Origin of the sequence: Propionivibrio dicarboxylicus, assembly GCF_900099695.1 — a bacterium.
In the GTDB taxonomy this organism is placed as follows: Bacteria; Pseudomonadota; Gammaproteobacteria; order Burkholderiales; family Rhodocyclaceae; genus Propionivibrio; species Propionivibrio dicarboxylicus.
In genome coordinates this window covers 26,422-51,104 of record NZ_FNCY01000016.1, presented here as the reverse complement: position 1 = coordinate 51,104, position 24,683 = coordinate 26,422, and the positions used below count along the sequence as shown (strand labels likewise).

The 24,683-nt window shown below is 66.1% G+C and carries 22 protein-coding genes; 16 read left to right on the top strand and 6 right to left on the bottom strand.

What is annotated here, in order from left to right; translation table 11 throughout:
• Positions 1-66 precede the first annotated feature (66 nt).
• From BLR25_RS16085 to cphA, 4 genes are all read left to right on the top strand, one after another.
• Positions 67-2,391, top strand: a complete 2,325-nt coding sequence (locus BLR25_RS16085; protein ID WP_091938954.1) for a cyanophycin metabolism-associated ABC transporter — start codon at positions 67-69, stop codon at positions 2,389-2,391.
• Positions 2,388-2,861, top strand: coding sequence for a cyanophycin metabolism-associated DUF1854 family protein (locus BLR25_RS16080; RefSeq protein WP_091938952.1), 474 nt, complete (start codon positions 2,388-2,390; stop codon positions 2,859-2,861). The genes BLR25_RS16085 and BLR25_RS16080 overlap by 4 nt, the downstream gene beginning before the upstream one ends.
• A 94-nt stretch (positions 2,862-2,955) precedes the next feature.
• A complete protein-coding gene (locus tag BLR25_RS16075) occupies positions 2,956-5,130 on the top strand; it encodes a cyanophycin synthetase (RefSeq protein ID WP_091938950.1) in 2,175 nt (724 codons plus the stop codon).
• A gap of 27 nt (positions 5,131-5,157) precedes the next feature.
• Positions 5,158-7,752, top strand: a complete 2,595-nt coding sequence (gene cphA, locus BLR25_RS16070; protein ID WP_091938948.1) for a cyanophycin synthetase — start codon at positions 5,158-5,160, stop codon at positions 7,750-7,752.
• Between the two features lie 75 nt (positions 7,753-7,827).
• On the opposite strand, the gene BLR25_RS16065 is transcribed toward cphA, so the two are convergent.
• Positions 7,828-8,778 carry an Lrp/AsnC family transcriptional regulator gene (locus BLR25_RS16065; RefSeq protein ID WP_091938946.1) on the bottom strand — a complete coding sequence of 317 codons (951 nt, stop codon included), beginning with the start codon at positions 8,776-8,778 and terminating at the stop codon, positions 7,828-7,830.
• A 107-nt stretch (positions 8,779-8,885) separates the two neighbouring features.
• Between BLR25_RS16065 and BLR25_RS16060 the strand changes: the two genes are divergently transcribed.
• The 8 genes from BLR25_RS16060 (at position 8,886) to BLR25_RS16025 (ending at position 14,956) form a co-directional block, all read left to right on the top strand.
• Positions 8,886-9,380: a hypothetical protein gene (locus BLR25_RS16060; protein ID WP_091938945.1), complete on the top strand. Its 495-nt coding sequence runs from the start codon at positions 8,886-8,888 to the stop codon at positions 9,378-9,380.
• On the top strand, positions 9,377-9,988 hold the full coding sequence (locus tag BLR25_RS16055; RefSeq protein WP_091938943.1) for an SCO family protein: 612 nt from the start codon (positions 9,377-9,379) through the stop codon (positions 9,986-9,988). The genes BLR25_RS16060 and BLR25_RS16055 overlap by 4 nt, the downstream gene beginning before the upstream one ends.
• An 8-nt stretch (positions 9,989-9,996) precedes the next feature.
• Entirely contained in the window at positions 9,997-10,461 is a 465-nt protein-coding gene (locus tag BLR25_RS16050) for a copper chaperone PCu(A)C (RefSeq protein ID WP_091938941.1), read from the top strand.
• A gap of 103 nt (positions 10,462-10,564) precedes the next feature.
• Complete coding sequence (locus BLR25_RS16045; protein ID WP_342718641.1) at positions 10,565-10,873, top strand: YchJ family protein; 309 nt, start codon at positions 10,565-10,567, stop codon at positions 10,871-10,873.
• The gene (locus BLR25_RS16040; RefSeq protein ID WP_091938937.1) at positions 10,870-11,637 is read left to right on the top strand and encodes a tRNA pseudouridine(65) synthase TruC; all 768 of its coding nucleotides are present in this window, start codon (positions 10,870-10,872) and stop codon (positions 11,635-11,637) included. Before BLR25_RS16045 ends, BLR25_RS16040 begins: the two co-directional genes overlap by 4 nt.
• 17 nt (positions 11,638-11,654) lie before the next feature.
• Positions 11,655-12,920: a diguanylate cyclase domain-containing protein gene (locus BLR25_RS16035; RefSeq protein ID WP_091938935.1), complete on the top strand. Its 1,266-nt coding sequence runs from the start codon at positions 11,655-11,657 to the stop codon at positions 12,918-12,920.
• Positions 12,921-12,958: 38 nt separating this feature from the next.
• The gene (locus tag BLR25_RS16030; protein WP_091938934.1) at positions 12,959-13,858 is read left to right on the top strand and encodes an ROK family protein; all 900 of its coding nucleotides are present in this window, start codon (positions 12,959-12,961) and stop codon (positions 13,856-13,858) included.
• A gap of 63 nt (positions 13,859-13,921) precedes the next feature.
• Positions 13,922-14,956 (top strand): phospholipase A, encoded by a 1,035-nt coding sequence (locus BLR25_RS16025; protein WP_091938932.1) that lies wholly within the window; start codon positions 13,922-13,924, stop codon positions 14,954-14,956.
• A gap of 69 nt (positions 14,957-15,025) precedes the next feature.
• Here the strand turns inward: BLR25_RS16025 and tilS are convergent, their stop codons facing one another.
• A complete protein-coding gene (tilS, locus tag BLR25_RS16020) occupies positions 15,026-16,372 on the bottom strand; it encodes a tRNA lysidine(34) synthetase TilS (RefSeq protein WP_091938930.1) in 1,347 nt (448 codons plus the stop codon).
• Between the two features lie 61 nt (positions 16,373-16,433).
• Positions 16,434-17,051: a DNA-3-methyladenine glycosylase family protein gene (locus BLR25_RS16015; RefSeq protein WP_091938928.1), complete on the bottom strand. Its 618-nt coding sequence runs from the start codon at positions 17,049-17,051 to the stop codon at positions 16,434-16,436.
• Positions 17,052-17,202: 151 nt separating this feature from the next.
• Between BLR25_RS16015 and BLR25_RS16010 the strand changes: the two genes are divergently transcribed.
• Both BLR25_RS16010 and BLR25_RS16005 read left to right on the top strand, forming a co-directional pair.
• Entirely contained in the window at positions 17,203-18,903 is a 1,701-nt protein-coding gene (locus BLR25_RS16010) for an AMP-binding protein (protein ID WP_091938925.1), read from the top strand.
• Positions 18,904-19,069: 166 nt separating this feature from the next.
• Positions 19,070-20,284 (top strand): EAL and HDOD domain-containing protein, encoded by a 1,215-nt coding sequence (locus tag BLR25_RS16005; RefSeq protein WP_091938924.1) that lies wholly within the window; start codon positions 19,070-19,072, stop codon positions 20,282-20,284.
• Between the two features lie 196 nt (positions 20,285-20,480).
• Here BLR25_RS16005 and BLR25_RS16000 read toward each other — a convergent pair whose 3' ends face one another.
• Both BLR25_RS16000 and BLR25_RS15995 read right to left on the bottom strand, forming a co-directional pair.
• The gene (locus BLR25_RS16000; protein WP_091938921.1) at positions 20,481-20,957 is read right to left on the bottom strand and encodes a GIY-YIG nuclease family protein; all 477 of its coding nucleotides are present in this window, start codon (positions 20,955-20,957) and stop codon (positions 20,481-20,483) included.
• Positions 20,923-21,561, bottom strand: coding sequence for an MBL fold metallo-hydrolase (locus BLR25_RS15995; protein ID WP_091938919.1), 639 nt, complete (start codon positions 21,559-21,561; stop codon positions 20,923-20,925). Before BLR25_RS15995 ends, BLR25_RS16000 begins: the two co-directional genes overlap by 35 nt.
• A 162-nt stretch (positions 21,562-21,723) precedes the next feature.
• On the opposite strand from BLR25_RS15995, the gene BLR25_RS15990 reads away from it, so the two are divergent.
• Positions 21,724-23,241, top strand: a complete 1,518-nt coding sequence (locus BLR25_RS15990) for an FGGY-family carbohydrate kinase (protein WP_091938917.1) — start codon at positions 21,724-21,726, stop codon at positions 23,239-23,241.
• 34 nt (positions 23,242-23,275) lie between these two features.
• On the opposite strand, the gene BLR25_RS15985 is transcribed toward BLR25_RS15990, so the two are convergent.
• Positions 23,276-23,881 carry a retropepsin-like aspartic protease gene (locus BLR25_RS15985; protein WP_176785944.1) on the bottom strand — a complete coding sequence of 202 codons (606 nt, stop codon included), beginning with the start codon at positions 23,879-23,881 and terminating at the stop codon, positions 23,276-23,278.
• Between BLR25_RS15985 and BLR25_RS21370 the strand changes: the two genes are divergently transcribed.
• Positions 23,880-24,146 carry a hypothetical protein gene (locus BLR25_RS21370; RefSeq protein ID WP_176785943.1) on the top strand — a complete coding sequence of 89 codons (267 nt, stop codon included), beginning with the start codon at positions 23,880-23,882 and terminating at the stop codon, positions 24,144-24,146. The genes BLR25_RS15985 and BLR25_RS21370 overlap by 2 nt on opposite strands.
• Positions 24,147-24,683 lie beyond the last annotated feature (537 nt).

Here is a 24,683-nt window from a genome sequence, read left to right as displayed (position 1 = left end):
GACTGGTCCGGGGAAGACGAGTATACTGTCGGACTTTGTCCAGAAACGAGACAAGCAAACATCCTCATGAATAACCGCGACGCATCGCCCTCTCCCGCCGTTTCGATACCCGCCGGAACGTCGGCGCTGCCTGTGCCGGAGGCCTGGCGCCCCCGGCTCGAAGCGCAACTCGCCGCGCAGGAGACCGTCCTCGCCTGGCTGGAGATCGATCTCGACGCACGCCTGCGTTTTTCGCCGGGGCTCGTGATACTGACCGACCGGCGCTTGCTTGCCCATGCCGGTGGCGACGCCGACTGGCAAAGCCATCCGTGCCGCGCCGGCTTGCGCCTGCAGCGCCACGATCATGCCGGCGTCGGCAGCCTGGAACTCCTGGACGATGCCGGCCGCCTCGCCGTCTGGCGCTACACGCTCGGCGCCGATGTCGCCGCCGGCCGGCTGATCGACCACTTCGACCGCCAGATCGCCTTCCACACCACCGGTGTCCTGCCGCCCGCCGCCGCCCAGGCGCTCTGCCCGCTCTGCGAGACGCCGCTGCTCGAAGGCCAGGACGACTGCCCGAACTGCAGCAAGGAACTCAACGAACCGCCCTCGACCTGGACGCTGTTCCGGCTCTGGCGCTTCGCCCACCCCTACCGCTGGCGGCTGCTCGCCGGTTTCCTGCTGTCACTGGCCTCGACCGCCGCGACGCTGGTGCCGCCGTACCTGACGATGCCGTTGATGGACAACGTGCTGATTCCTTACCAGAACGGCGCACCGATCAATGTTCAACTCGTCGGGCTCTATCTTTCCGGCCTGTTCGGCGCCGCCCTGCTCGCCTGGGCGCTCGGCTGGGCGCGCACCTACATCCTCGCGCTCGTCTCCGAACGCATCGGCGCCGACTTGCGCACAACCACCTACGAACACCTGCTCAAGCTCTCGCAGGAATACTTCGGCGGCAAACGCACCGGCGACCTGATCGCCCGCATCGGCAACGAAACCGACCGCATCAACATCTTCATCTCGCTGCACTTCCTCGACTTCGCCACCGATGTGCTGATGATCACGATGACCACCTGCATCCTGGTCTCGATCAACCACTGGCTGGCACTCGTCACCCTGCTGCCGCTGCCGATCATCGCCTGGATGATCCACACCGTGCGCGAGAAGCTGCGCACCGGCTTCGAGCGCGTCGACCGCATCTGGGCGGAAGTCACCAACGTCCTCGCCGACACCATCCCCGGCATCCGCGTCGTCAAGGCCTTCGCCCAGGAAAACCGCGAAGCCGCCCGCTTCCGCGCCGCCAACCAGCACAACCTCGAAGTCAATGACCGCGTGAACAAGGTCTGGTCGGTGTTCGGCCCGACCGTCACGCTGCTCACCGAAACCGGCCTGCTCGTCGTCTGGGCCTTCGGCATCTGGCAGATCTCGCAGGACACGATCACCGTCGGTGTGCTCACCGCCTTCCTCGCCTATATCGGCCGCTTCTACCTGCGCCTCGACTCGATGAGCCGCATCGTCTCGGTGACGCAGAAAGCCGCCGCCGGCGCCAAGCGCATCTTCGACGTGCTCGACCACGTCTCGAGCGTGCCGGAACCCGTCACGCCGGTGCACCTGCCGGCCGTCACCGGCCGCATCGAACTGCGCGACGTCGGCTTCCGCTACGGCACCCGCAGCGTCACCCGCGACATTTGCCTGAGCATCGAACCGGGCGAAATGATCGGCCTCGTCGGCCACTCCGGCTCGGGCAAGAGCACGCTCGTGAACCTGATCTGCCGCTTCTACGACGTCACCGAAGGCGCCATCCTGATCGACGGCGTCGACGTCCGCTCGGTCCCGGTCGCCGAATACCGCAAGCATATCGGCCTGGTGCTGCAGGAGCCCTTCCTGTTCTTCGGCACGATCGCCGAGAACATCGCCTACGGCAAGCCCGACGCGACGCGCGCGGAAATCGTCGCCGCCGCCCGCGCCGCCCACGCCCATGAATTCATCCTGCGCCTGCCGCACGGCTACGACTCGCTCGTCGGCGAACGCGGCCAGGCACTGTCGGGCGGCGAGCGCCAGCGCATCTCGATCGCCCGCGCGCTGCTGATCGACCCGAAGATCCTGATCCTCGATGAAGCCACCTCGTCGGTCGACACGACGACCGAGAAGGAAATCCAGAAGGCGCTCGACAACCTCGTGCGCGGCCGCACGACGATCGCCATCGCCCACCGCCTGTCGACGCTGCGCGACGCCAACCGGCTGATCGTGCTCGACCGCGGCCGCATCGTCGAGACCGGCAATCATGACGAACTGATGGCCTGCGAAGGCCACTACTACCGCCTCTACCAGGCACAGGTCCAGAACGAGGAAGGCAGCGGCCCGGGCGACAGCCGCGCCGGCAACGCCGACAAGGAGGAAGATCGCGCATGAGCGCCGCACCCGACTATCGACTGCATCGCAACGCCTTCGGGCGCCTGGTGTTCACCGCCGCCGACGGCGCCGTCTGCGAAGGCGTCGCGCTGGTGCGTGCCTTCCCGATCTCGGCCGCCGACGCCGGTTTCGCACTGGTCGATCCCTACGGTCACGAACTGGCCTGGATCGACCGCCTCGACGACGTTCCCGAGGCGTGGCGGACGTTGCTCGCCGAAGAACTGGCGAGCCGCGAATTCATGCCGGTGATCGCGCAGATCGTCGCCGTCTCAGGCTACGCCACGCCCTGCGTGTGGACGGTCGAGACCGACCACGGCCGCACCGACTTCATCCTCAAGGGCGAAGAAGATATCCGCCGCCTCGCACCGCCGGCGCTGATGATCGCCGACAGCCACGGCATCCACTACCTGATCCGCGACCGCAACGCGCTCGACGCGCACAGCCGCAAGATCCTCGATCGTTTTCTATAATCCGCTTGTCATCCGCCCGCATGCTCCCGCGTTATTGCCAACAGCCCCGAGTGTGCCCCATCATTGGACAGACCTCCGTATAGCCATCGACCCCATGACGACAAAAGACATCAAGTTTCTTGAATTCCGCCTCCTGAACGGTCCCAACACCTGGACCTATCAACCGGCCCTCGAAGCCATCGTCGACATCGGCGACCTCGAAGACTGTCCGTCGAACACCATCCCCGGCTACTACGACCGCCTCAAGGCAATGCTGCCCTCGCTGATCGAGCACCGTTGCAGCTACGAGGAACGCGGCGGCTTCCTGCGCCGCGTCGAGGAAGGCACCTGGCCGGCCCACATTCTCGAACACGTCACGCTCGAACTGCAGAACCTCGCCGGCCTGCCCGGCGGCTTCGGCCGGGCGCGCGAGACCTCCAAGCGCGGCGTCTACAAGGTCGTCGTCACCGCCTGGCAGGAACAGGTGACGCACACGGCGATCCACGAAGCGCGCGACCTGATCATGGCGGCCATGGAAGACCGGCCCTTCGACGTCGACGCGGCGGTCGAACGCATCGCCGACCTCGTCGATTCGCTCTGCCTCGGCCCGTCGACGGCGAGCATCGTCAAGGCCGCCGACGACCGCGGCATCCCGACGATCCGCCTGCTCGAAACCGGCAACCTCGTGCAGATCGGCTACGGCGCCGCGATGCGCCGCATCTGGACGGCCGAAACCGACCAGACCAGCGCCATCGCCGAAGGCATCTCGCGCGACAAGGACCTGACCAAGGCGCTGCTCAGCAACTGCGGCGTCCCGGTCCCCGAAGGCCGCGAAGTCGATAGCCCCGAAGACGCCTGGGAAGCCGCCGAAGACGTCGGCCTGCCGGTCTGCGTCAAACCGCTCGACGGCAACCACGGGCGCGGCGTCTTCATCGACCTGAAAACCCGCGAGGACGTCGAAAAGGCCTACATGGTCGCCAAGGACGAAGGCAGCGGCGTACTCGTCGAGCGTTCGATCTCGGGCACCGAACATCGCCTGCTGGTGATCGGCGGCAAGCTCGTCGCCGCCTGTCGCGGCGACATGGTCAAGGTCACCGGCGACGGCCAATCGACGGTCGTCGAACTCGTCGCCAGCCAGATCAACAACGACCCGCGCCGCGGTACCAGCGAGAACCACCCGCTCAACCTGATCCGCATGGATTCGGCGGCGCGCATCGAACTGCAACGCCAGCAGCTGACGCCGGACTCGATCCCGGCGGCCGGTCGCGAAGTCCTGATCCAGCGTAACGCCAACCACGAATTCGACGTCACCGACGACGTCCATCCCGACACCGCCGCCATCGCCGAACTGGCGGCGCGCATCGTCGGCCTCGACATCGCCGGCATCGACATGGTCGCCGACGACATCTCGCGTCCGCTCGCCGAACAGGGCGGCGCCATCGTCGAGGTGAACGCCGGCCCCGGCCTGCTGATGCACCTCAAGCCCGGCGTCGGCAAGCCGCGTCCGGTCGGCGAGGCGATCGTCGCCCACCTCTTCCCCGACGCCGCCATGAGCCGCATCCCGCTCGTCGGCGTCACCGGCTCGCAGGGCAAGACCGCCGTCGCCCATCTCGTCCGCCACCTGCTGCTGCTCGCCGGCAAGAACGTCGGCCTCGCCTGCAGCGACGGTCTCTATCTCGGCCGCCGCCAGCTCGACCGCAAGGACTGCGCCAACTGGACGGCGGCCCACCAGATGCTGATGTCGCGCGCCGTCGATGCCGCCGTCTTCGAGAACGGCGTCGCCGGCATCCTCGAAAACGGTCTCGCCTACGACCGTTGCCAGATCGGCATCGTCACCAACCTCAACGACGCCACCGGCCTCCAGGCCTGGGACGTCCATGATCTCGACCAGGTCTTCAAGGTCATGCGCACGCAGGTCGACGTCGTTCTGGACAGCGGCGCCGCCATTCTCAACGCCGACGACCCGCGTGTCGCCGAAATGGCCGACCTCTCCGACGGCGAGGTCCTGTTCTTCGGACGCAACCCGGAACTCGAACTGCTCGGCGAGCACCGCAAGAAGAATGGCCGCTGCGTCTTCGTCCGCCACGGCTGGGTGATCCTCGCCCACGGCATGAACGAGCAGTCGCTGGTGCAGACCGGGGATGTGCCGATGCTCGCCGCCGGCACGCCGGCCCACGCCGTCGACAACCTGCTCGCTGCCGTTGCCGCCGCCTGGGCGCTCGATCTGCCGCCGGACCTGATCCGTACCGGCATCACCACTTTTATTCCCGCTGACTCAACGCAGGCCTGAGCGCCTGACGCCACTGGAAAACATACTATGGAAGTTTCCCGCATCAGGGCATTGCGCGGCCCGAACCTCTGGAGCCGACATACCTCCATCGAAGCGATCGTTTCCTGCAGCGAAGACGAACGCAACATCGCCCATCTGGCCGGCTTCGAAGCACGTCTGCGCGAACGCTTTCCCGAACTCGCGATGCTGCAGACGACCGACGCGACGAGCCCGGTCTCGCTTGCCCATGCCCTCGAATTCGCCACGCTCGGACTGCAGGCGCAAGCCGGCTGCCCGGTCACTTTCAGCCGCACGGCGCAGACCATCGAGACCGGCGTGTATCAGGTCGTCGTCGAATACAGCGAAGAAGACGTCGGCCGGCATGCCTTCAAGCTGGCGCAGCAGCTGTGCCAGTCAGCGCTCGACGACACGCCCTTCGACCTCGAAGGCGCGCTCAAGCAATTGCGTGACATCGACGAAGACATCCGCCTCGGGCCGAGCACCGGTTCGATCGTCTATGCCGCCGTCGCCCGCAACATTCCCTACCGCCGCCTGACCGGCGGCAGCCTCGTCCAGTTCGGCTGGGGCAGCAAGCAGCGGCGCATCCAGGCGGCCGAAACCGACCGCACCAGCGCCGTCGCCGAAGCCATCGCCCAGGACAAGGAACTGACCAAACGGCTGCTGCAGACGGCCGGCGTGCCGGTGCCGACCGGACGCCCGGTCAAGGACGTCGACGACGCCTGGGCGGCCGCCTGCGAAATCGGCATCGAAACCGGCGTACCTGTCGTCGTCAAGCCGCAGGACGGCAACCAGGGCAAGGGCGTCACCGTCAACCTGACGACGCGTGCCCAGGTCGAAACCGCCTACGCCGCCGCCTACAAGATCAGCGACGACGTCCTCGTCGAGCGCTTCCTGCCCGGCCATGACCACCGCATTCTCGTCGTCGGCAGCCGGCTCGTCGCCGCCGCCCGGCGCGAACCGCCGACCGTCATCGGTGACGGCGTGCACACCGTCCGCCAACTGGTCGAGCTGGTCAATGCCGACCCGCGCCGCGGCGAAGGTCACGCCACCTCGCTGACCAAGATCCGCTTCGACGACATCGCCCTGGCGCGCCTTGCCCAGGACGGACTGACGGCCGAATCGATCCCGACCAAGGGCCAGCGCGTCATCCTGCGCAACAACGCCAACCTGTCGACCGGCGGCACCGCCACCGACGTCACCGACGACGTCCACCCCGACTTCGCCGCACGCGCCGTCGCCGCCGCCCAGATGGTCGGCCTCGACATCGCCGGCGTCGACATCGTCTGCAACAACGTGCTGCGCCCACTCGAAGAGCAGGGCGGCGGCATCGTCGAACTCAACGCCGCGCCGGGCCTGCGCATGCACCTGACGCCGTCCTTCGGCAAGGGCCGCGCCGTCGGCGAGGCGATCATCTCGACGATGTTCGCCGATGGCGATGACGCCCGCATCCCGCTGGTCGCCGTCGCCGGCACCAACGGCAAGACCACGACCGTGCGCCTGATCGCCAGCGTCCTCGGCAGCAAGGGCCTGCGCGTCGGCATGACCAGCACCGACGGCGTCTACATCCAGGGCAAGCGCATCGACACCGGCGACTGCAGCGGCCCGAAGAGCGCGCGCAACGTCCTCTTCCATCCCGACGTCGATGCCGCCGTCCTCGAAACGGCGCGCGGCGGCGTGCTGCGCGAAGGCCTCGGCTTCGATCGCTGCGATGTCGCCGTCGTCACCAATATCGGCAGCGGCGACCACCTCGGCCTCTCCTACATCAGTACGGTCGAGGACCTGTCGGTGGTCAAGCGCGTCATCGTCCAGAACGTCAAACCCGATACCGGCTACGCCGTCCTCAACGCCGCCGATCCGATGGTCGTGCGCATGGCGCCGGCCTGCCCCGGCAAGGTCATCTTCTTTGCCCGCGACCGCAGCCATCCGGTCATGGCCATGCACCGCGCCCAGGGCCAGCGCATCGTCTATACCGACGGCGACGCGATCGTCGCCGAACAGGGCGACTTCAAAGAGCGCCTGAAACTCGCCGACATCCCGGTGACAGCCAACGGCAGCATCGGCTTCCAGATCGAGAACGCGATGGCCTCGGCCGCCGCCGGCTGGGCGCTCAACCTCGACTGGGACATCATCCGCACCGGACTCGCCGGCTTCGTCAATGACGCCGCCAGTGCGCCGGGCCGCTTCAACCTCTTCGACTACCGCGGCGCGACGCTGATCGCCGACTACGGCCACAATCCCGATGCCGTCCAGGCGCTGGTCAACGCGATCGACAGCATGCCGGAAAAATCCTCGGGACGCCGCACCGTCGTCATCAGCGGCGCCGGCGACCGGCGCGACGAGGACATCCGCCAGCAAACGGAAATCCTCGGCGACGCCTTCGACCGCGTCGTGCTCTACCAGGATCAGTGCCAGCGCGGACGCGCCGACGGCGAAGTCCTGGCGCTGCTGCGCCAGGGCCTTGAAAAGACGCGCCGCGCCAAGGACGTCTGCGAGATTCGCGGCGAATTCACGGCCATCGACACGGCGCTCGCCGAGCTCAAGCCCGGCGATCTCTGCCTGGTCCTCATCGACCAGGTCGAGGAAGCGCTCGCCCACATCGCCGGGCGCGTCGCTGCCGGCTAATCGGCGGCGCACGACCTGAGACACCGGCAGTCCCCGACGGGGCTGCCGGAAAACCTTCGCGAACGAACGCGGGAATCAGGCCGCCGGCGCTTCCGGCGCGTGGAGCAGGACTTCGCGGACGAATCCGGACAGTGCCGGCAGGCCCCGCAAGGCGTCGAGACGCTCGATCAAGGCCGCCTCGGACGGCGCGCCAACTGTGCAAAACAGGTTGTACGGCCATGCCGGCAGGGCACGCTCGCGTTCGTCGACAAGAATGACACCGGTTTCGTCGAGCAGCCGGCGACTGACGCTGCCAACCTCGGCATCGGGCACATCCATCACCAGCAGCGCCTTGACCTCGCGATCGCTGGCGCGACGCCGGACGACGACGCCGAAGCGCTTGATCGCGCCCTCGTCGGACCAGCGACGGATACGCTCGATCACCTCGCGCTCTTCGCAACCGACCCGGCTGGCCAGTACCGAGAAGGGCCGGATGAAGAACGGCAGCCCTTCCTGCAAGGCCATGACCAATCGCCGGCCAATCTCGTCGAGACCGGCGGCGAGCACACCATCAGTGTCGGCAGAGACGCTGCGGCGGCGATCGTCGTCGCGCCGGTATTCGCTCACCATCGGCAGGCGCAACACGGGCAGGCCCGCCGCCTGTTCGATCGCGCCGAGCGCGGCCTGCAGGCGCCCCGGCGAGCCGGCGGTGACGACGAACCAGAAATTGTAGAAATGCTGCCGGACATAGTTCTGATTGACCTCGGGGAAGCGATTGACCGCCTCGGTCACCCGCGCCAGCTTGTCCGCCGGCACCGCCATCGCCGCCAGCGAACTGGCGCCGATGCGTTTGGGCGCGAACACCGCGCCGACGCGGGCGATGCGCCCCTCGCGCCGCAGGCGTTCGAGCATGCGCAACACAGCCGTTTCGGCCACCCCGAGTTTGCTCGCCAATTCGGCGAAAGGCGCTGGGCACAAGGGAAAATCCTGCTGCCACTCGTTCAGCAAACGCGCCCCGAGACGCTCGTCGAGCACATCCGTCATCATTACCGGTCGATTCCTCACAGAAGGTTCGGTCGGCGCTATGAAAGCCGACCACCCTGTTATTATCGGGTTGTTTTCGCCAAAATAAAGCTAATTTTTATACCCAAAGCATGGATTCCGATCGCTTCACCCCGCTTCGCAAACACCGCCTGCCTGCACTGGCGCTGCTGTTGGCAGTGGCCTGCAGCGGCGTGATCGCCTTCAAATTCGCCGCCTCGCGACCCGGCAACGGCGACCAGGCGCTGACGCCACAGCGCTGCGACCCGGCGGCAGAACGCTGCGCGACGACACTGCCCGACGGCAGTCGCATGACCTTGTCGATGACGCCAAATCCGGTGCGCCCGCTTGTCCCCCTGCAACTTCATGTCACGCTCGACGAGACGCCGGCCGAACGCGTCGAGGTCGTCTTCACCGGCGTGCACATGGACATGGGCGAGCAACGCGCTCCGCTCGCCGGCGACGGCCGCCAATTCGACGGCCAGGCGATGCTGCCGATCTGCACCACCGGCGCCATGACCTGGGCCGCCACCGTGCGCCTGACGCGGCGCGGCGGCACGCTCGCCATCCCCTTCCACTTCGACGTTGCCGCCAGGGGGCCGCAATGACCCAACGCCCGTTCTGGCTCGCCCTGACGCTCGCCCTTGCCGCACTCCTCGTCTGGCTCGCCTTCTTCTGGCAACCGATGCCCGACAGCGCCGCCTCGCCGACCGCGCCGACCTCCGCCGACCTGCCGCGCGGCGGCAACTTCCGGCTCGACAGCGCCGACGGCCCGGTCGCCCTCGCCGATTTCCGCGGCAAGGTCGTCGCCCTCTACTTCGGCTACACCTTCTGCCCCGACGTCTGCCCGACCGCCCTCGTCGGCCTTGCCCAGGCCTTCGCGCAACTCACGCCGGCCGAACTCGAACGCGTCAAAGGCCTGTTCATCACCGTCGATCCCGAACGCGACACGCTCGACGTGCTCAAGGTCTACGTCCCCTACTTCCACCCGTCCATCACCGGACTGCGTGGCACGCCCGAGGAGATCGCCCGCACCGCCGCCCTCTATGACGTACGCTACATGAAACAGAAAGGCGACGGCAGCGGCCCGTATCCGGTCGACCACTCCTCCTTCACCTACCTCGTCGCTCCCGACGGCCGCCTCGCCGCCCGTCTGGCGCACGGCACGCCGCCCGAGGTGATCGTTGATAAAATCCGGGCTTTGCTCAAGCCCTGAGGAGCCTCATGCGCAAGCCACTCATCGGTGCCCTGCTGGCACTCGCGACGACCTGTTCCCTGGCGGCCGACCCCGCCGCGCTGCGCGTCGACGCCCCCTACCTGCGGCTGCCGCCGCCCGGCGCCGCCGCCACCGGCGCCTTCATGCGCATCGACAACGACGGCAGCAGCGCACGCCAATTGGTCCGCGCCGACAGCCCCGCTGCCGAGACCGTCGAACTGCACACCCACATCAATGAAAACGGCATGATGAAGATGCGCGCCGTGCCGGCCATCCCGATTCCCGCCGGCGGCAGCACCGAACTCAAGCCGGGCAGCTACCACGTCATGCTGATCGGCATGAAGCAGGCGCTCAAGGCCGGCGATAGCGTGCCAATCACGCTGCGCTTCGACGACGGGACGCAGCTCCGCATCGAGGCGCCGGCGCGCCCGATTCATGCCGAGGGCATGATGCACGGAGGAATGAAGCATTAAGCCGAAAGCCACGCCCGACGGCTGTCCCTGCGGCACGACAAAGCGCTATGCCGACTGCTGCGGCCGCTATCATGGCGGCGCGGCGGCACCGACGGCCGAGGCGCTGATGCGTTCGCGCTACAGCGCCTACGTCCTGCGCCTCGAACCGTACCTGCTCGCCACCTGGCACGCCAGTACCCGACCGGCATCACTCGATCTCGCCGCCGACACGGCACGCTGGCTCGGCCTCCAGGTACGTCGTCATGAGACGCCCGCCACCGACCGCGCCATCGTCGAATTCGTCGCCCGTTACAAGATCGGCGGACGCGCGCAGCGACTGCATGAAATCAGCCGCTTCGTGCGCGAAGACGGTCGCTGGTTCTACGTCGACGGCGACTTTCCGGAACACGCTGCGGACGCCACGCCGGCATGAGCGAAACGCTGCCGGTGCTCTACCGCGACGCGGCACTGATCGCCGTGCACAAGCCCTCGGGCCTGCTCGTGCACCGCAGCATGCTCGACCGCCACGAAACACGTTTTGCGCTGCAGATCGTGCGCGACCAGATCGGGCAGCGCGTCTATCCGACGCACCGCCTCGACCGCGGCACCTCCGGCGTGCTGCTCTTCGCCCTCGATCCGGCGACTGCCGCCACGGTCGGTGCCGCTTTCGAAACGCAGCGGATCGACAAGACCTATCTCGCCGTCGTCCGCGGCCACCCACCCGAGGCGGGCTGCATCGACCATGCGCTGACGCGCCAGTATGACGACTACGAATTCCGGGCGGATGCGCCGGACACCCCGCCGCAGGAGGCGGTCACGCACTATCGCCGACTGGCCGCCGTCGAACTGCCGGTCGCCGTCGACCGCTACCCGACGAGCCGTTATGCGCTGCTCGAACTCAAACCGGAGACCGGCCGACGCCACCAGATCCGACGCCACCTCAAGCATATTGCCCACCCGATCATCGGCGACGCCACCTACGGCAAGGGCCGGCACAACCGTTTCTTCGCCGAGCGTTTCGACTGTCGGCGTCTGCTGCTCGCCTGCAGCGAAATGCGTCTGCAGCATCCGCTGACCGGCGCGTCGCTGACGCTCAGCGCCCCGCTCGCCGACGATTTCGCCGGCGTCCTCGCGACGCTTGGCTGGACCTCGGCCGCAGAACGCGACACAATGGCCCGCGCGACACCCGCCCTTTGACCTCGTCAGGAGCCGCCATGAGAGCCTTGATCGTCGATCCCTCGCGCATGATCCGCAACGTCTTCGCCGCGCTCTTCGCCAAGAATAATGTCCGCGCCATCGGCGTCACCACGGCCAGCAAAGCGCTCGACGAACTGGCCCGCGCGCCGGTCGACTTCCTCTGCTTCGCCATGCAGTTACCCGACATGACCGGACTCGAGTTCTATGCGCATGCCAAGGCCAACGACCTGATCGGCCAACACCCCTCGGTACTCCTGACCGGATCGCAGGAAGGCATCGGTGCCCAAGCGCTGGCGCTCGGCGTCACCGAATGCTTTTCCAAGAATGAGCCGGCGGTCTTCGAAGACTTCGTCACCCACTGGGCGACAACAGCCACGTCGAAGCTGCGCGGCCGTGTTCTCGTCGTCGAGGACAGCGCGATGCAGGCGGCACATTTCGAACGCCTGCTCGACGGCTTCGGCCTGAGCACCGCGCATGCCGCCAGCGGCGAAGCGGCGCTCGCCCTGATCGGCCAGGATCGCTGCGACCTCGCGCTGATCGACTACGTGCTCGAAGGGAGCATGACCGGGCTCGCCGTCATCCGGCAGATCCGGGCGCTGCCGGGACGCGCCGGCAAGATTCCGCTGCTCGCCATCTCCAGCTTCGACGACACGGCGCGACGCATCGAGATGCTGCGCTCCGGCGCCAACGACTTCGTCGCCAAACCGGTCGTCGCCGAAGAACTGCAGGTGCGCGTCGGCAACCTGATCCAGTGGCGCCAGGCCCTCGATTTCCTCGAGGAACAGCAGCAGACGCTTTATGACATGGCAATGCGTGACCGCCTGACCTCGCTCTACAACCGCTATTACATCAACGAACATACGCAAAGCCTGATCAAGGCCGCGCACGCCAGCGGCCGGCCGCTCTGCCTGGCCGTCCTCGACATCGACCATTTCAAGCGCATCAACGATGCGCACGGTCACGCCATGGGCGACATGGTGCTCGTCGCCGTCGCCAGCGCACTGACGGAGAGCCTTGATGAAAACGCCGTCGCCGCCCGCATCGGTGGTGAGGAATTCATGCTCGTGCTGAAGGACTGCGACACTTTCGCCGCCACCCGACAAGGCGAAAAGCTGCTCGAAATGCTCGAAGAACTTTCGCCCTCGGGATTGCGCGTCACGGCCAGCCTCGGCATCGCCCAATGCCGTCCCGGCGACAGCTACGACTCGCTGCTCAACCGCGCCGACCTCGCCATGTACGAAGCCAAACGCAACGGACGCAATTGCGTGATCAGCGCCGACTAATTCCAATAGCATCACAACCGAACACCCCACTCACGACAATGACAAGCATCGGCATTGACCTCGGCGGCACCAAGATCGAAGGTATCGCACTCGCCCCCGACGGCGAGGAACTCGCCCGCATCCGCATCCCGACGCCACGCGGCAGCTACCCCGACACGCTCGCAGCGATCGTCTCGCTGGTGCACGCACTCGAAACGAAAACGGCCACGACCGGGACGGTCGGACTCGGCATTCCCGGTGCTGAATCGACGCTCACCGGCAACATCAAGAACGCCAACTCGACCTGGCTGATCGGCCAGCCGCTGCGCCACGACCTCGAACAAGGCCTCGGGCGCCCGGTGCGCCTGAGTAACGACGCCAACTGCTTCGCGCTTTCCGAAGCGACCGACGGCGCCGCCGCCGGGGCCGAACTCGTCTTCGGCGTCATCCTCGGCACCGGCGTCGGCGGCGGCATCGTCGTCCGCCAACAGGTGCTGCGCGGCGCCAACGCGATCGCCGGCGAGTGGGGCCACAATCCCCTGCCCTGGCCGCAAGCGCTCGACCAACCGCTGCCCGAGTGCTATTGCGGCCGCGCCGGCTGCATCGAAACCTATCTGTCGGGTCCCGGGCTCGCCAAGGATCACACGCGCGTCACCGGCCAGGTGCTGGCGCCGGAAGCGATCGTCGCCGGCGCGATCGGCGGCGACGCCGGCTGCATCGCCACGCTTGACCGCTACATCGAACGCCTCGCGCGGGCGCTCGCCACCGTCATCAACGTGCTCGACCCCGACGTCATCGTGCTGGGCGGCGGCCTGTCGAATGTCGAGGCCCTCTACGCCGAGACGCCGCAACGCTGGGATCCTTACGTCTTCTCCGACGAAGTCCGCACCCGGCTGGTCCGCGCCCGCCACGGCGACTCCTCGGGCGTGCGTGGCGCGGCCTGGCTCTGGAACGACTAAGTCCCGCAGCGACCGTAGCCCCCTCCCCTCGATTCGGCGCCCATTGATCAGGTCTTCAACGTCATGTCCAACAAACTCCTCCTCGCCCTGTCCGGCCTCGCCGTCGCCGCAAGCGCCTCGACCAGCCGCGCCGAAGGCACCGACTGCCCGGCCATCGCCGACGACGCGCAACGCCTCGCCTGCTACGACCGCCAGTTCCGCGCGCCGGCAACCGTCGTGGCGACGCCGAACGCGGCACCGGTGCCCGAGCGCACCGCCGACCTCAAGCCACCGGTCGCCGCCAGCATTTCGAAAATGAGCGAGGACTGGGACCTCTCGCCGGCCAATGAACATTCGCCCTTCGAGATCCGCAAGTACAAGCCGGTCTACATCCTGCTCGGCACCCATACCAACGACATCAACCGGCAGCCGCAGTCGGCCAACCCGATCAACTCGGTGAACAGCCCACTACCCGGCCTGCTGTCGAACGAATCGCAGTTCCAGCTGAGCTTCAAGACCAAGGTCTGGGAGAACATTTTGGGCAGCCGCGGCAACCTCTGGGTCGGCTATACGCAAAGCTCGCGTTGGCAGGTCTATAGCGGCGGCATCTCGCGCCCGTTCCGCGAGACGAACTACGAACCGGAAGCCATGCTGATGTTCCCGACCTCGTCGTCCTTCGCCGGTTGGGACTGGCGCATGGCCGGCATCGGCATCAACCACCAGTCGAACGGACGCGCCAATCCGCTCTCGCGCAGTTGGAACCGGATCGTCGGCTACGTCGGCGCCGAGCGCGGCGACACGAGCCTGCAGATCCGCCCCTGGATACGCATCAAGGAACAGGCCGTCGACGACAACAACCCCGGCATCGAGAACTACGTCGGTCGCGCCGAGGTGATCGTCGCACAACGGCTCGGCGAGCATGTACTGTCGCTGCAGGGCCGCCATTCGCTGCGCTTCGGCGAGAACTCGCGCGGATCGGTCAAGTTCGACTGGGCAATCCCGATCTCGGGCCATCTCAAGGCGCACCTCTCGGTCTTCTCGGGTTATGGCGAAAGCATGATCGATTACAACCACCGGCAAACGATGTTCGGCGCCGGCATCTCGCTGGTCGAATGGTAGGAACGACAGGAAGGTCGCGACGCCAATGAACCGCAGCGTCGCAGCAACGGCTGCAAGGACGTTGCCGCCCTAGCCCTCCGGCAACCAGACCGGCAGCAGACCCGTCTCGTCGGTGGCGGCCATGCAATCAGCATCAGCACCGAAGCCGCCGACCCAGACCAGGCGATCGCCGCTCCAGCCAAGCGGCAGGCGGGCGCGCTCCCACGGCGGCAGCGCCGCCTCCTGCAGCAGATTGCGCAAATTGCGGCGGGGACGTCCGGCCTGCGGACGGAAACGCTCGCCGCCCTGGCGAGCGCGCAGTTCGATCGCGCCGCCAGCCAGCGCCGCAGCGCGGATGCCGGCCCCGCGAACCCGCTCGAAACGCACGCGACCACCCGCCCACGCCACTTCCGTCTCGCCGGCCCAGAGCAAAGGCGCCGCCGGCGCCGGCGGCGTATGGGCAACGAAATAGAGCTCGCCGCGATACACCTGCAAGGCACCATCGGGCGTCGTCACACAGGTTTCCGACGCGGCTTCGGTCGCCGCCAACTGGCGACAGGCTTCTTCGAGCCAGCGCGCTGCCGGTGCACGGAAACCCGCGGCCCGCAAGGCGTGGCGCAGCACATTGCGCGCGTTCGCCGGCGGCAAGCGCTTGAAGGCCGTCAGCCCGAGGCGCCCGGAGGGCTGCCGTATCGCCGCCGCGTCCTGCCCGGCCAATTCGTCGAGCAACTGCGTCGCCTCGCCGAAGTGATCGGCAGCCCGGGCCAGCGACTGGCGCGCGCCGGAAAAAGCCGTTTCCAGCAGGGGCAGCACCTCATGGCGCAGGAAATTGCGCCGGAAGTGCCGGTTGGCATTGCTCTCGTCTTCGATCCAGCGCAAGGCGTGCGCATCGGCATAGCGCTCGATCGCCCGCCGCGGCACATCGAGCAAGGGTCGAACCAGCGCCGGACCGCCGGCGACCCTGCGTGCGCGCGGCATCCCGGCGGCGCCGGCGACGCCGGCCCCGCGCAGCAGGTTGAGCAGCACGGTTTCGGCCTGGTCGTCGCGATGGTGCGCCAGCGCCAGCCAGTCGGTCTGCGTCGCCGCGAACACCGCATGGCGGGCGCGCCGTGCCGCCCCCTCGATCCCCTCGCCGCTATCGCGCCGCACTTCGACGCGCGCGACCCGCAGCGGCACGCCGAGCTCGTCGCAGCGGGCCGCGCAGAACGCGACCCAGGCCTCGGCGTTGTCGCTCAAGCCGTGATGCACATGCAGCGCCGTCAGTTCGGCGGCCAGTTGCCCGGCGGCAACGAGGCGGCTGAGCGCATGCAGGAGCACGATGGAGTCGCGCCCGCCGGAAAGCGCGACGCACAGACGCGGCGCCTGCGCGAGGTCCGGCGCCAGCGCCTCGACAAGCGCCGCGTCGATGCAGGCGGTGGAATCGCGGGAAGAGGCCATCAGAAGTTCATGGGGGAATGAAGGAGATACGGCATTGTACGCACACCGGCGCGCGCGACGCTCAATAGGCTACCGGCACCGGATCGAGGCTGCGCCACAGGTACCACGTGGCAACCGAACGCCAGGGCCGCCAGCGTTCGCCAAAGGCAATCAACTGCCGTCGCGTCGGACGCTCACCGGCACAATAATGCAGCGCCACCGCCTTCTGCAGGCCGAGATCGTCGAGCGGAAAGACGTCGGGACGCATCTGGTTGAAGATCAGGAACATCTCGGCCGTCCACACGCCGATCCCGCGCACGGCGGTCAGTGCTGCGATCAGCGCCGCGTCGTCCATCGTTGCCCACTGTTCGACCTCGATCGTGCCGTCGGCGAAGTGCCGCGCGAGATCGCTCAGGTACTCGGTCTTGCGTGCCGACAGGCCGCAGGCGCGCAGTGCCTCGCTGTCGAGCGCCAGTACCGCCGCCGGCGTCACCTCGGGCATGGCCGCAGCGAGTCGCGACCAGACGCTGTCGGCGGCGCGCACCGAAATCTGCTGGCCGACGATCGAACGCGCCAGCGTCCCGAAGGGGTCGCCGCGCGAAACGAGAACGCTGCCCGGATGGCTGCGGATGATGCCGGCCATGACCGGATCGCTTTCAGACAAGGCGCGCAGCGCCGCGCGCCAGTACTTGATCGTCATTATTGCGGAGAAATCAGGGAGTTGTCGAAATTCCGGCGCATGCAAAAAGCGTTTGCAGCGCCCGAGGATTTTGGCTAATCTTCGCACGATTTAACACTCGCAACGCGGCAAGATCGGGAAATTCAAACGCTTTCTCCGCGATAAAAACGACATGACAGAACGCGTCTGGCTGCAAAGCTACCCGGCCAACATCCCAGCCGACATAGACATCTCCGGCTACGGCTCCGTCCTCGATTTCTTCGATGAGACGATCCGCAAGTACGCCGACAAGCCGGCGTTCTCCAATTTCGGCAAACGCATGAGTTTCGCCGGTCTCGACGCGCTGTCGCAACAATTCGCCAGCTATCTGCAGACACTCGGCACGCTCGACAAGGGCGACCGCGTCGCCGTGATGATGCCGAACCTGCTGCAATACCCGGTCGTGCTCTTCGGCATCCTGCGCGCCGGCCTCACCGTCGTGAACATCAACCCGCTGTTTACCGCCCGCGAACTCGAAGCGCAGTTGCGCGACTCCGGCGCCAAAGCCATCGTCGTCCTCGAAAACTTCGCCGCGACACTGCAGAAGGTGCTCGCCAATACCGCCGTCGAACACGTCGTCACCTCACAGATCGGCGACATGCTCTCGACGCCGAAGCGCTGGCTGCTCAATGCCGCCGTCAAGCATGTGCGCAAGATGGTGCCGTCCTGGCGCATCCCCGGCGCCGTGCCGCTGCGCCAGGCGCTCGCACACGGCAGCGCGCGGCCGTTCACGCCGGTCCGCAGCCACCACGACGACATTGCATTCCTCCAATACACCGGCGGCACCACCGGCATTTCCAAGGGCGCCATGCTCACGCATGCCAACCTGCTCGCCAACCTCGAGCAGATCAACAAGTGGATCTCCGTCAGCTTCCGCGAGGCGCAGGAAGTGGTGATCTCGCCGCTGCCGATGTATCACATCTTCTGCCTGACCTCGACGCTCGGCTTCATGAAGTGGGGCAGCCTCAACGTGCTGATCACCAATCCGCGCGACCTGCCCGGCTTCGTTCGCGAACTCCGGCGCTGGAAGTTCAGCGTCATGACCGGCGTCAATACGCTGTTCAACGGACTGCTGCACACACCCGGCTTCGACACGCTCGATTTTTCCTCGCTCAAGGTCGTCGTCGGCGGCGGCGCGGCCGTGCAGAAGCCGGTCGCCGAGCGCTGGCGCGAAGTCACCGGCGCCTACGTCACTGAAGCCTACGGCCTCACCGAAACCTCGCCCGGCGTCTGCTGCGTGCCCCTCGGCGCGCCCTGGGACGGCACCATCGGCTTGCCGGTATCGTCGACACTGGTCAGCATCCGCAACGAAGCTTTCGAGGAATTGCCACTCTGGGACGGGCAGTCGGATATCGACGCCTGCACCGGCGAAATCTGCGTGCGCGGACCGCAAGTGATGAAGGGCTACTGGAACAACCCCGAGGAAACCGCCCGCACCCTGCAGGACGGCTGGCTCAAGACCGGCGACATCGGCTACATGGACCATCACGGCTATGTCCGCATCACCGACCGTAAAAAGGACATGATCCTCGTCTCCGGCTTCAACGTGTATCCCAACGAGATCGAAAGCATCGCCATGGCGCATCCGGGCGTCGCCGAGTGCGCGGCGATCGGGGTGCCCAACGAACACTCGGGCGAAGCGGTGCGTCTGCTGGTCGTGCGCAAGGACCCGACGCTGACTGCCGAAGTCCTGCTCGCCTACTGCCGCACTCAACTGACCGCCTACAAACTGCCGCGTCAGATCGAATTCCGCGACGCACTGCCAAAAACGCCGATCGGCAAAATCCTGCGCCGGGAACTTCGCGACGAATTGAGAAAAACGGAAAAAACCTAAAAAGCAGCCAGCCCTGACGCGTCGAATCCATCGTCATTCGCGGACAATGCACCAGAAAAGCAACAGCCGCGCGCAAAAAGGACGGATTCCGGCGCCTGCGCCCGTAAAATCAACACACTCAAGCTAAAATAGCCCGAACCAGTTATCACGCCGATCGCGCACACTAATGCGTTTGACATACTTCTTCTTCCGCCCGCTCGTATCCGCCGCCCATGGCTGGGTCGCGTTCGATCTCGGCACACGCCTCGAGGAAAAGCTCGGCAGCCAGGACATCGTCCGTTGTCTGCGCGAAGCCAACGCCGGCTCGCTCGCTTCAGTCCATCCGCTGATTATCGCCAGCAAGCCCGCCTGGCTGGAGCAAGCGGAACTACGCGAAGCGCTCAAGCCGAACCAGGCGATCTTCATGCTGCCGCCGGCAGCCCTCGACGACGAGAAAGTGCTGGCGACCAGCAAGGCCCTGCTCGCCGACGGTTATCATATCGGCATCACCATCGCCGACAAGGACATGGTGCGGCGCGTGCCGCGGCTCTCCTTCGACCACGTTGCCATGACGGCCGCGTTGGCCCGCGATGAACTGACGACGAGCGGTAGCGGGTATTTTTCCGACCTCGGGTTCCGCAAGATCGCGACCGAGGTCACCACCCACGAGATGTACGGCTGGATCAGCGCGCACGACTTTGCCGCCAGCCATTGCGGCTTCCTCGCCGAGCGCAACCCGGCCGGCGGCCGCCAGCCCGATCTCGCCCGCCTGAAACTGCTCAAGCTGCTCAGCATCGTCGAACACGACGGCGACACGCGCGAGATCGAATCGATCTTCCGCGAAGAACCGAAGCTCTCGTACAACCTGCTGCGGCTCGTCAACTCGGTCGCCGTCGGCGCCCGCACGCGCATCAGCAACTTCTCGCAGGCGATCGCCATTCTCGGGCGACGCCAGTTGCAGCGCTGGCTGCAACTGCTGATCTATGCCAACAACCTGGCCGAGGGCAACCACCCGAATCCGCTGATGCAACTTGCCGCCACCCGCGGACGTCTGATCGAACTCCTGTGCAAGTCGATCAATTCGCCCTCGGGCACCGCCGAACGCTGCGACAACGCCTTCATGACCGGGCTGTTCTCGCTGCTCGACGTGTTGCTCAACATGCCGATGCCGGAAATCCTCAAGGAACTGCCGCTACAGGAAGAAGTCGTCGCCGCGCTCGCCGACCCGGAGAACGGCGGCATACTCGGCAAATTGCTGTCGATCGTCGCCCACACCGAAAAGGGCCAGTTCGGCCGCGCCTCGCTGCTGCTCGACGAACTCGACATTTCCCCCGACACGCATGCCGCCGCCCAGGTGCTGGCGCTGCACTGGGCGGCCCGCATCAACATCGACAGCAACTAGGAGTCTATTTCGGTAGGGCTCGCGGGTCGCGTTGTCGATACGGGCGGATGGATGCAAGGCGCGAGGCGCAGCGCATGGTTGTTCCATGCGCAAGCGGAGCAACGCCGCAGACGCCGCCCGTATCGGCAACCCGGAGGGCCGTTTCGTTGCGGGCGTATCGCTACGTTGTGGCCGATTCGTGGAGAATAACTCCACTTCATCGCCCACGCCTTGCGCTACATCCCGCAACGAAACGGCGCGGCCCACGATCCCTACCGAAATAGGCTCTAAACGACAGACGCGACGGCAGGCGCTTCAGGTGACTGCCGCAACCGGCGCGGCAATCGCTGGCGCCAAAACCGGGAATCAGGATGTCGCCCGTCTGGCGCTGATTGAGCGCACACTCCGGCTCGGCAAAGCGCCGGACCTCGCGGACAGCCACGCCCGGCTGCGCCAGCAGATAATCGATATGCCAACGCAGCGTCTTATGCGCCGACAGATGCCGGCGCACGCGTGCCTCGAGATTGCGTTTGGCGCTGCCGGTATAGACATACCACCCGGCGGGAAAATCGAAGGTGCCGAAGCGACCGACCGTCACCGTCAGCGGACGCGCCACCCGGATCAGCAACTGGTAGGTGCGCGCCTCGCCGAACGGCGCATCAGCCGCCGCAGAAGGGATTGTGGCGCCGCTCATAGCCGATCGTCGACATCGGGCCGTGGCCGGAAATGAAGGCGACATCGTCGCCGAGCGGCCAGAGCTTGTCGTGAATCGACGCAATCAGCGTATCGAAGTCGCCCTTGGGAAAATCGGTGCGCCCGATCGAGCCCTTGAACAGCACATCGCCGACCAGCAGCAGACGCCCGGGCTCGTTGAAGAAGGCCACGTGCCCCGGCGTGTGTCCGGGACAATGCAGCACTTTCAATTCGACATTGCCGAAGCGCACGACATCGTCCTGCTCCAGCCAGCGATCCGGGATAAACGCGCGCACGCCGGGAAAGCCGTAGAGCTTGCTCTGCGCTGGCATCCCTTCGATCCAGAACGCATCCTCGCGTTGCGGCCCTTCGACCGGCACCGAGAGCTTCTCCGACAATTCGGCGACGCCACCGGCATGATCGATATGTCCATGCGTGACGAGAATGCGCTCGGGCGTCAGCCCGTTCTTCTCGATCGCCGCCAGGATGCGGTTGATGTTGCCACCCGGATCGACGATGGCTGCCTTCATCGTTTCACTGCACCAAAGGATCGAACAGTTCTGCTCGAACGGAGTCACCGGCACGGTTTGGTATTTGATGGGCATGATATTGGCAAATGAGAATCGTTGATGGAAAAAGTATAACAGAAGGCGCCGATCGTCCGCCCTGCCTTGGCTATAATCGCGTCATGGCCATGACGGCCGGGAATCCGGGCGCCGATTGCCGTCCCCGCCCGCGCCCGCACTCACCGCCCCAGGATATCGCGCATGGACACCTATTTTCTCGGCATCGACAATGGCGGCACGCTGACCAAGGCCGTTCTATTCAATGCGCACGGCCAGGCCGTCGCCAGCGCATCGGCGCGCGTGCCGATGCAAAGACCGCAGCCGGGATTCACCGAACGCGACATGGAAGCGCTGTGGCAGGCCAACGTCGCCGTCATCCGCGACACGGTCGCCGCGGCCAAGGTCCCTGTCGAAGCGATTCGCGGCATCGCCTGCACCGGACACGGCAAGGGCCTCTACCTTTGGGGCAAGGACGACGCACCGGCCGCCGACGGCATCGTGTCGACCGACGGCCGCGCCTGGGCCTACGCCCGGCAGTGGCAACAGGACGGCACCGCCGACCGGGTCTTCGAGCGGACGCTGCAGACGCCGCTGGCCTGCCAACCGGTCGCGCTCTGGCGCTGGTTCCAGGACCACCGTCCGGAGGTGCTCGCACGCACACGCTGGGTCTTCGCCGTCAAGGACTACATCCGCTTCCGGCTCACCGGCGACGCGTACTCGGAGATCACCGACGCCTCCGGCACCAGCCTGATGGACCTGCGCCGCGCCGTTTTCGACCCGAGCGTTCTTGATGCATTTGGCATTGCCGACATCGGCGACAAGCTGCCGCCGTTGCGCGGCTCGACCGAACTCTGCGGACGCGTCACGGCGACGGTCGCAGCGCTCACCGGACTACGCGAAGGCACGCCGGTCGCCGGCGGCATGTTCGACATCGACGCCTGCGCGGTGGCCATGGACGTCGTCGACGAGCGTTATCTCTGCGTCATCGCCGGCACCTGGGGCATCAACGAATACGTGTCGCGCCAGCCGGTGCTCGACCGCTCGATCCGGATGAATTCGCTGTTCTGCCTGCCCGGCCTCTATCTCATCGAGGAATCGAGCCCGACCTCGGCCAGCAACTACGACTGGTTTTCGACGCTCTTCCTCGACCCGGAGCGCGCGCAAGCGGCCGCGCGCGGTATCAGCCTGCACGCGCTGGCCGAGGAGATGGCCGCGACGGTCGCCCATGACGCCCAGTCGATCCTCTTCCTGCCCTTCCTCTACGGCTCGAACGACAACCCGCAGGCCAAAGCCGCCTTCATCGGACTCGACAGCGCACACACACGCCCGCAACTGATCCGCGCGGTGCTGGAAGGCATCGTCTTCTCGCACCGCGTTCATATCGAACGCCTGCTCGCCAACCGCACGACACCACCGGAGGCCATCCGGCTTGCCGGTGGCGCCGCCGCCAATCGCACCTGGGCGCAGATGTTCGCCGATGTCATCGGATTGCCGGTCGAGATCGTCGACGCCGCCGAACTCGGCGCCCTTGGCTGCGCCATGACGGCCGCGGTTGCCACCGGCCATTGTCGCGACCTCGCCGACGCGGCGCGGCAGATGGTCACGGTCAAGGAAAGACTGCGGCCCGACGCCAGCAAGAAGCCTGTCTACGATCGCAAGTTCGCGCGTTTCGCCAAGGCCGCCCGCGCCCTCGACGATCTCTGGAACGACGAAACCTGAGCTGGCGCCGCCGCTCCGGATCCGCCGCACCGACCTATCTCGACAGGACCATCTGGCCGTAGGCGGCGCTCATCTTCAGCCGCCCGAGAAAGCTCATGCCGACCAGCGGCCTGCCCAGATTGGGCAGGATCGTCACGCGCACACCCTTCAGCGTGATCTGCCCGACGCGGAGCTGCGGCACGATCTTGGTGATCCCGGCGACAACCCCGTTGGCCGTACTAGCGCGCGTCTCGGTCCCCTGAAGCGAAATTCCCATGAGTCCGGCGGTCGCCGTGCTGATGGCGACGTCGGATGCCCCGGTGTCGATCACGGCATCACGCGCCGTCACGCCGTTGATGGTGAGGTCGGCGAAAAAGTGCCCGTACCGACCGGATCGCAAGGTCATCACCCGAGGCCCGTCGTCACCCGCCGACGCATCGCACAGATAATCGCTGCACTCCGGCCCCTGAGCCAGTTTCTCCAGTGCCTCGAACTGCGCCACCCAGCGCTGCGCCTGTTCATCGCCATTCCTGGCGGCCTGGCGGTACCAGCGAACGGCTTTCTCCTTGCAGGAACTGACGAGATAGCCACTCTCGTAACTCGCCGCCAGGTTGCGCTGCTCGGCCGCGTTTCCATTCCCGGCGGCACGGAGACGCTTCATGAACTCGGGCGCCGGTCGCGCCAGCGGCAATTCATTAAGCATATCCTCGCGAGCGAAGTACACCTCCTTCCCGCAGTCGTCCATGGCCGCATGCGCGCCAGGCAAGAATGCGCTGCAGAGTATCGACACCAGCAACAACGTTCGCATGAAAAGCCTCAATGGGTTGTTCGTCGTCTTGCGATACAAAGTCGCTCACCCCGGCTTGCTGGTGAAAAACCGCACACTCTCACTCCCCGGAAACACACCGCCGATAGCGACGCCGTAAGGCTAACGCGAAGGCCTTCATGACATAACTGACAAATCTGACAGTCTCTCGGCATCGCACAGATCCCGGGCCGTACGGCATTCTCACAGTTCGCGTTGAAAAGGCTGTGGATAGCCCTTGGACAGATGCGCTAAGCCCATTGGTGGAAAAGGACTTTTGTCACTTGCCTAAAAAACAGGCAAACGCCACGATACAGGCGTGTTTGTCGATTGCACTGGCTAGAAAGCGCGGAGATTCAATGCCAAACGCATAGAATCGCCCACCCCTTCGCCACTCGTTCACATTTTGCGTTGAAAAGCCTGTGGATAGCCTTGGGACGGATGCGCCAAGTCCATTGGTGCGAAAGGATTTTTTTCACTCGCCCAAAAAATAGGCAAACACTGCCGGACACGCGCATCTGGCGCTACCGCGTCGCCCAAATACCGACAGATCGCGCCGTATCAATGCTAATCGCATAACACGGGCGAAAACAGCGTTCCCCGTTCACAATTCCCGTTGAAAAGCCTGTGGATAGCCTTGGGACAGACGAGCCAACTC

Bases quoted from the DNA above. Each gene is read 5' to 3' on its own strand.
- BLR25_RS16080 (WP_091938952.1), top strand. From the start codon at position 2,388: ATGAGCGCCGCACCCGACTATCGACTGCATCGCAACGCCTTCGGGCGC.
- BLR25_RS16040 (WP_091938937.1), top strand. From the start codon at position 10,870: ATGAGCGAAACGCTGCCGGTGCTCTACCGCGACGCGGCACTGATCGCC.
- BLR25_RS16010 (WP_091938925.1), top strand. From the start codon at position 17,203: ATGACAGAACGCGTCTGGCTGCAAAGCTACCCGGCCAACATCCCAGCC.
- BLR25_RS16060 (WP_091938945.1), top strand. From the start codon at position 8,886: ATGGATTCCGATCGCTTCACCCCGCTTCGCAAACACCGCCTGCCTGCA.
- BLR25_RS21370 (WP_176785943.1), top strand. From the start codon at position 23,880: ATGAACTCGGGCGCCGGTCGCGCCAGCGGCAATTCATTAAGCATATCC.
- tilS (WP_091938930.1), bottom strand. From the start codon at position 16,372: ATGGCCTCTTCCCGCGATTCCACCGCCTGCATCGACGCGGCGCTTGTC.
- BLR25_RS16085 (WP_091938954.1), top strand. From the start codon at position 67: ATGAATAACCGCGACGCATCGCCCTCTCCCGCCGTTTCGATACCCGCC.
- BLR25_RS16065 (WP_091938946.1), bottom strand. From the start codon at position 8,778: ATGATGACGGATGTGCTCGACGAGCGTCTCGGGGCGCGTTTGCTGAAC.
- BLR25_RS15985 (WP_176785944.1), bottom strand. From the start codon at position 23,881: ATGAAGCGTCTCCGTGCCGCCGGGAATGGAAACGCGGCCGAGCAGCGC.
- BLR25_RS16030 (WP_091938934.1), top strand. From the start codon at position 12,959: ATGACAAGCATCGGCATTGACCTCGGCGGCACCAAGATCGAAGGTATC.
- BLR25_RS15995 (WP_091938919.1), bottom strand. From the start codon at position 21,561: ATGCCCATCAAATACCAAACCGTGCCGGTGACTCCGTTCGAGCAGAAC.
- BLR25_RS16035 (WP_091938935.1), top strand. From the start codon at position 11,655: ATGAGAGCCTTGATCGTCGATCCCTCGCGCATGATCCGCAACGTCTTC.
- BLR25_RS16005 (WP_091938924.1), top strand. From the start codon at position 19,070: ATGCGTTTGACATACTTCTTCTTCCGCCCGCTCGTATCCGCCGCCCAT.
- BLR25_RS16050 (WP_091938941.1), top strand. From the start codon at position 9,997: ATGCGCAAGCCACTCATCGGTGCCCTGCTGGCACTCGCGACGACCTGT.
- BLR25_RS16000 (WP_091938921.1), bottom strand. From the start codon at position 20,957: ATGAGCGGCGCCACAATCCCTTCTGCGGCGGCTGATGCGCCGTTCGGC.
- BLR25_RS16055 (WP_091938943.1), top strand. From the start codon at position 9,377: ATGACCCAACGCCCGTTCTGGCTCGCCCTGACGCTCGCCCTTGCCGCA.
- BLR25_RS16025 (WP_091938932.1), top strand. From the start codon at position 13,922: ATGTCCAACAAACTCCTCCTCGCCCTGTCCGGCCTCGCCGTCGCCGCA.
- BLR25_RS16015 (WP_091938928.1), bottom strand. From the start codon at position 17,051: ATGACGATCAAGTACTGGCGCGCGGCGCTGCGCGCCTTGTCTGAAAGC.
- BLR25_RS16075 (WP_091938950.1), top strand. From the start codon at position 2,956: ATGACGACAAAAGACATCAAGTTTCTTGAATTCCGCCTCCTGAACGGT.
- cphA (WP_091938948.1), top strand. From the start codon at position 5,158: ATGGAAGTTTCCCGCATCAGGGCATTGCGCGGCCCGAACCTCTGGAGC.
- BLR25_RS15990 (WP_091938917.1), top strand. From the start codon at position 21,724: ATGGACACCTATTTTCTCGGCATCGACAATGGCGGCACGCTGACCAAG.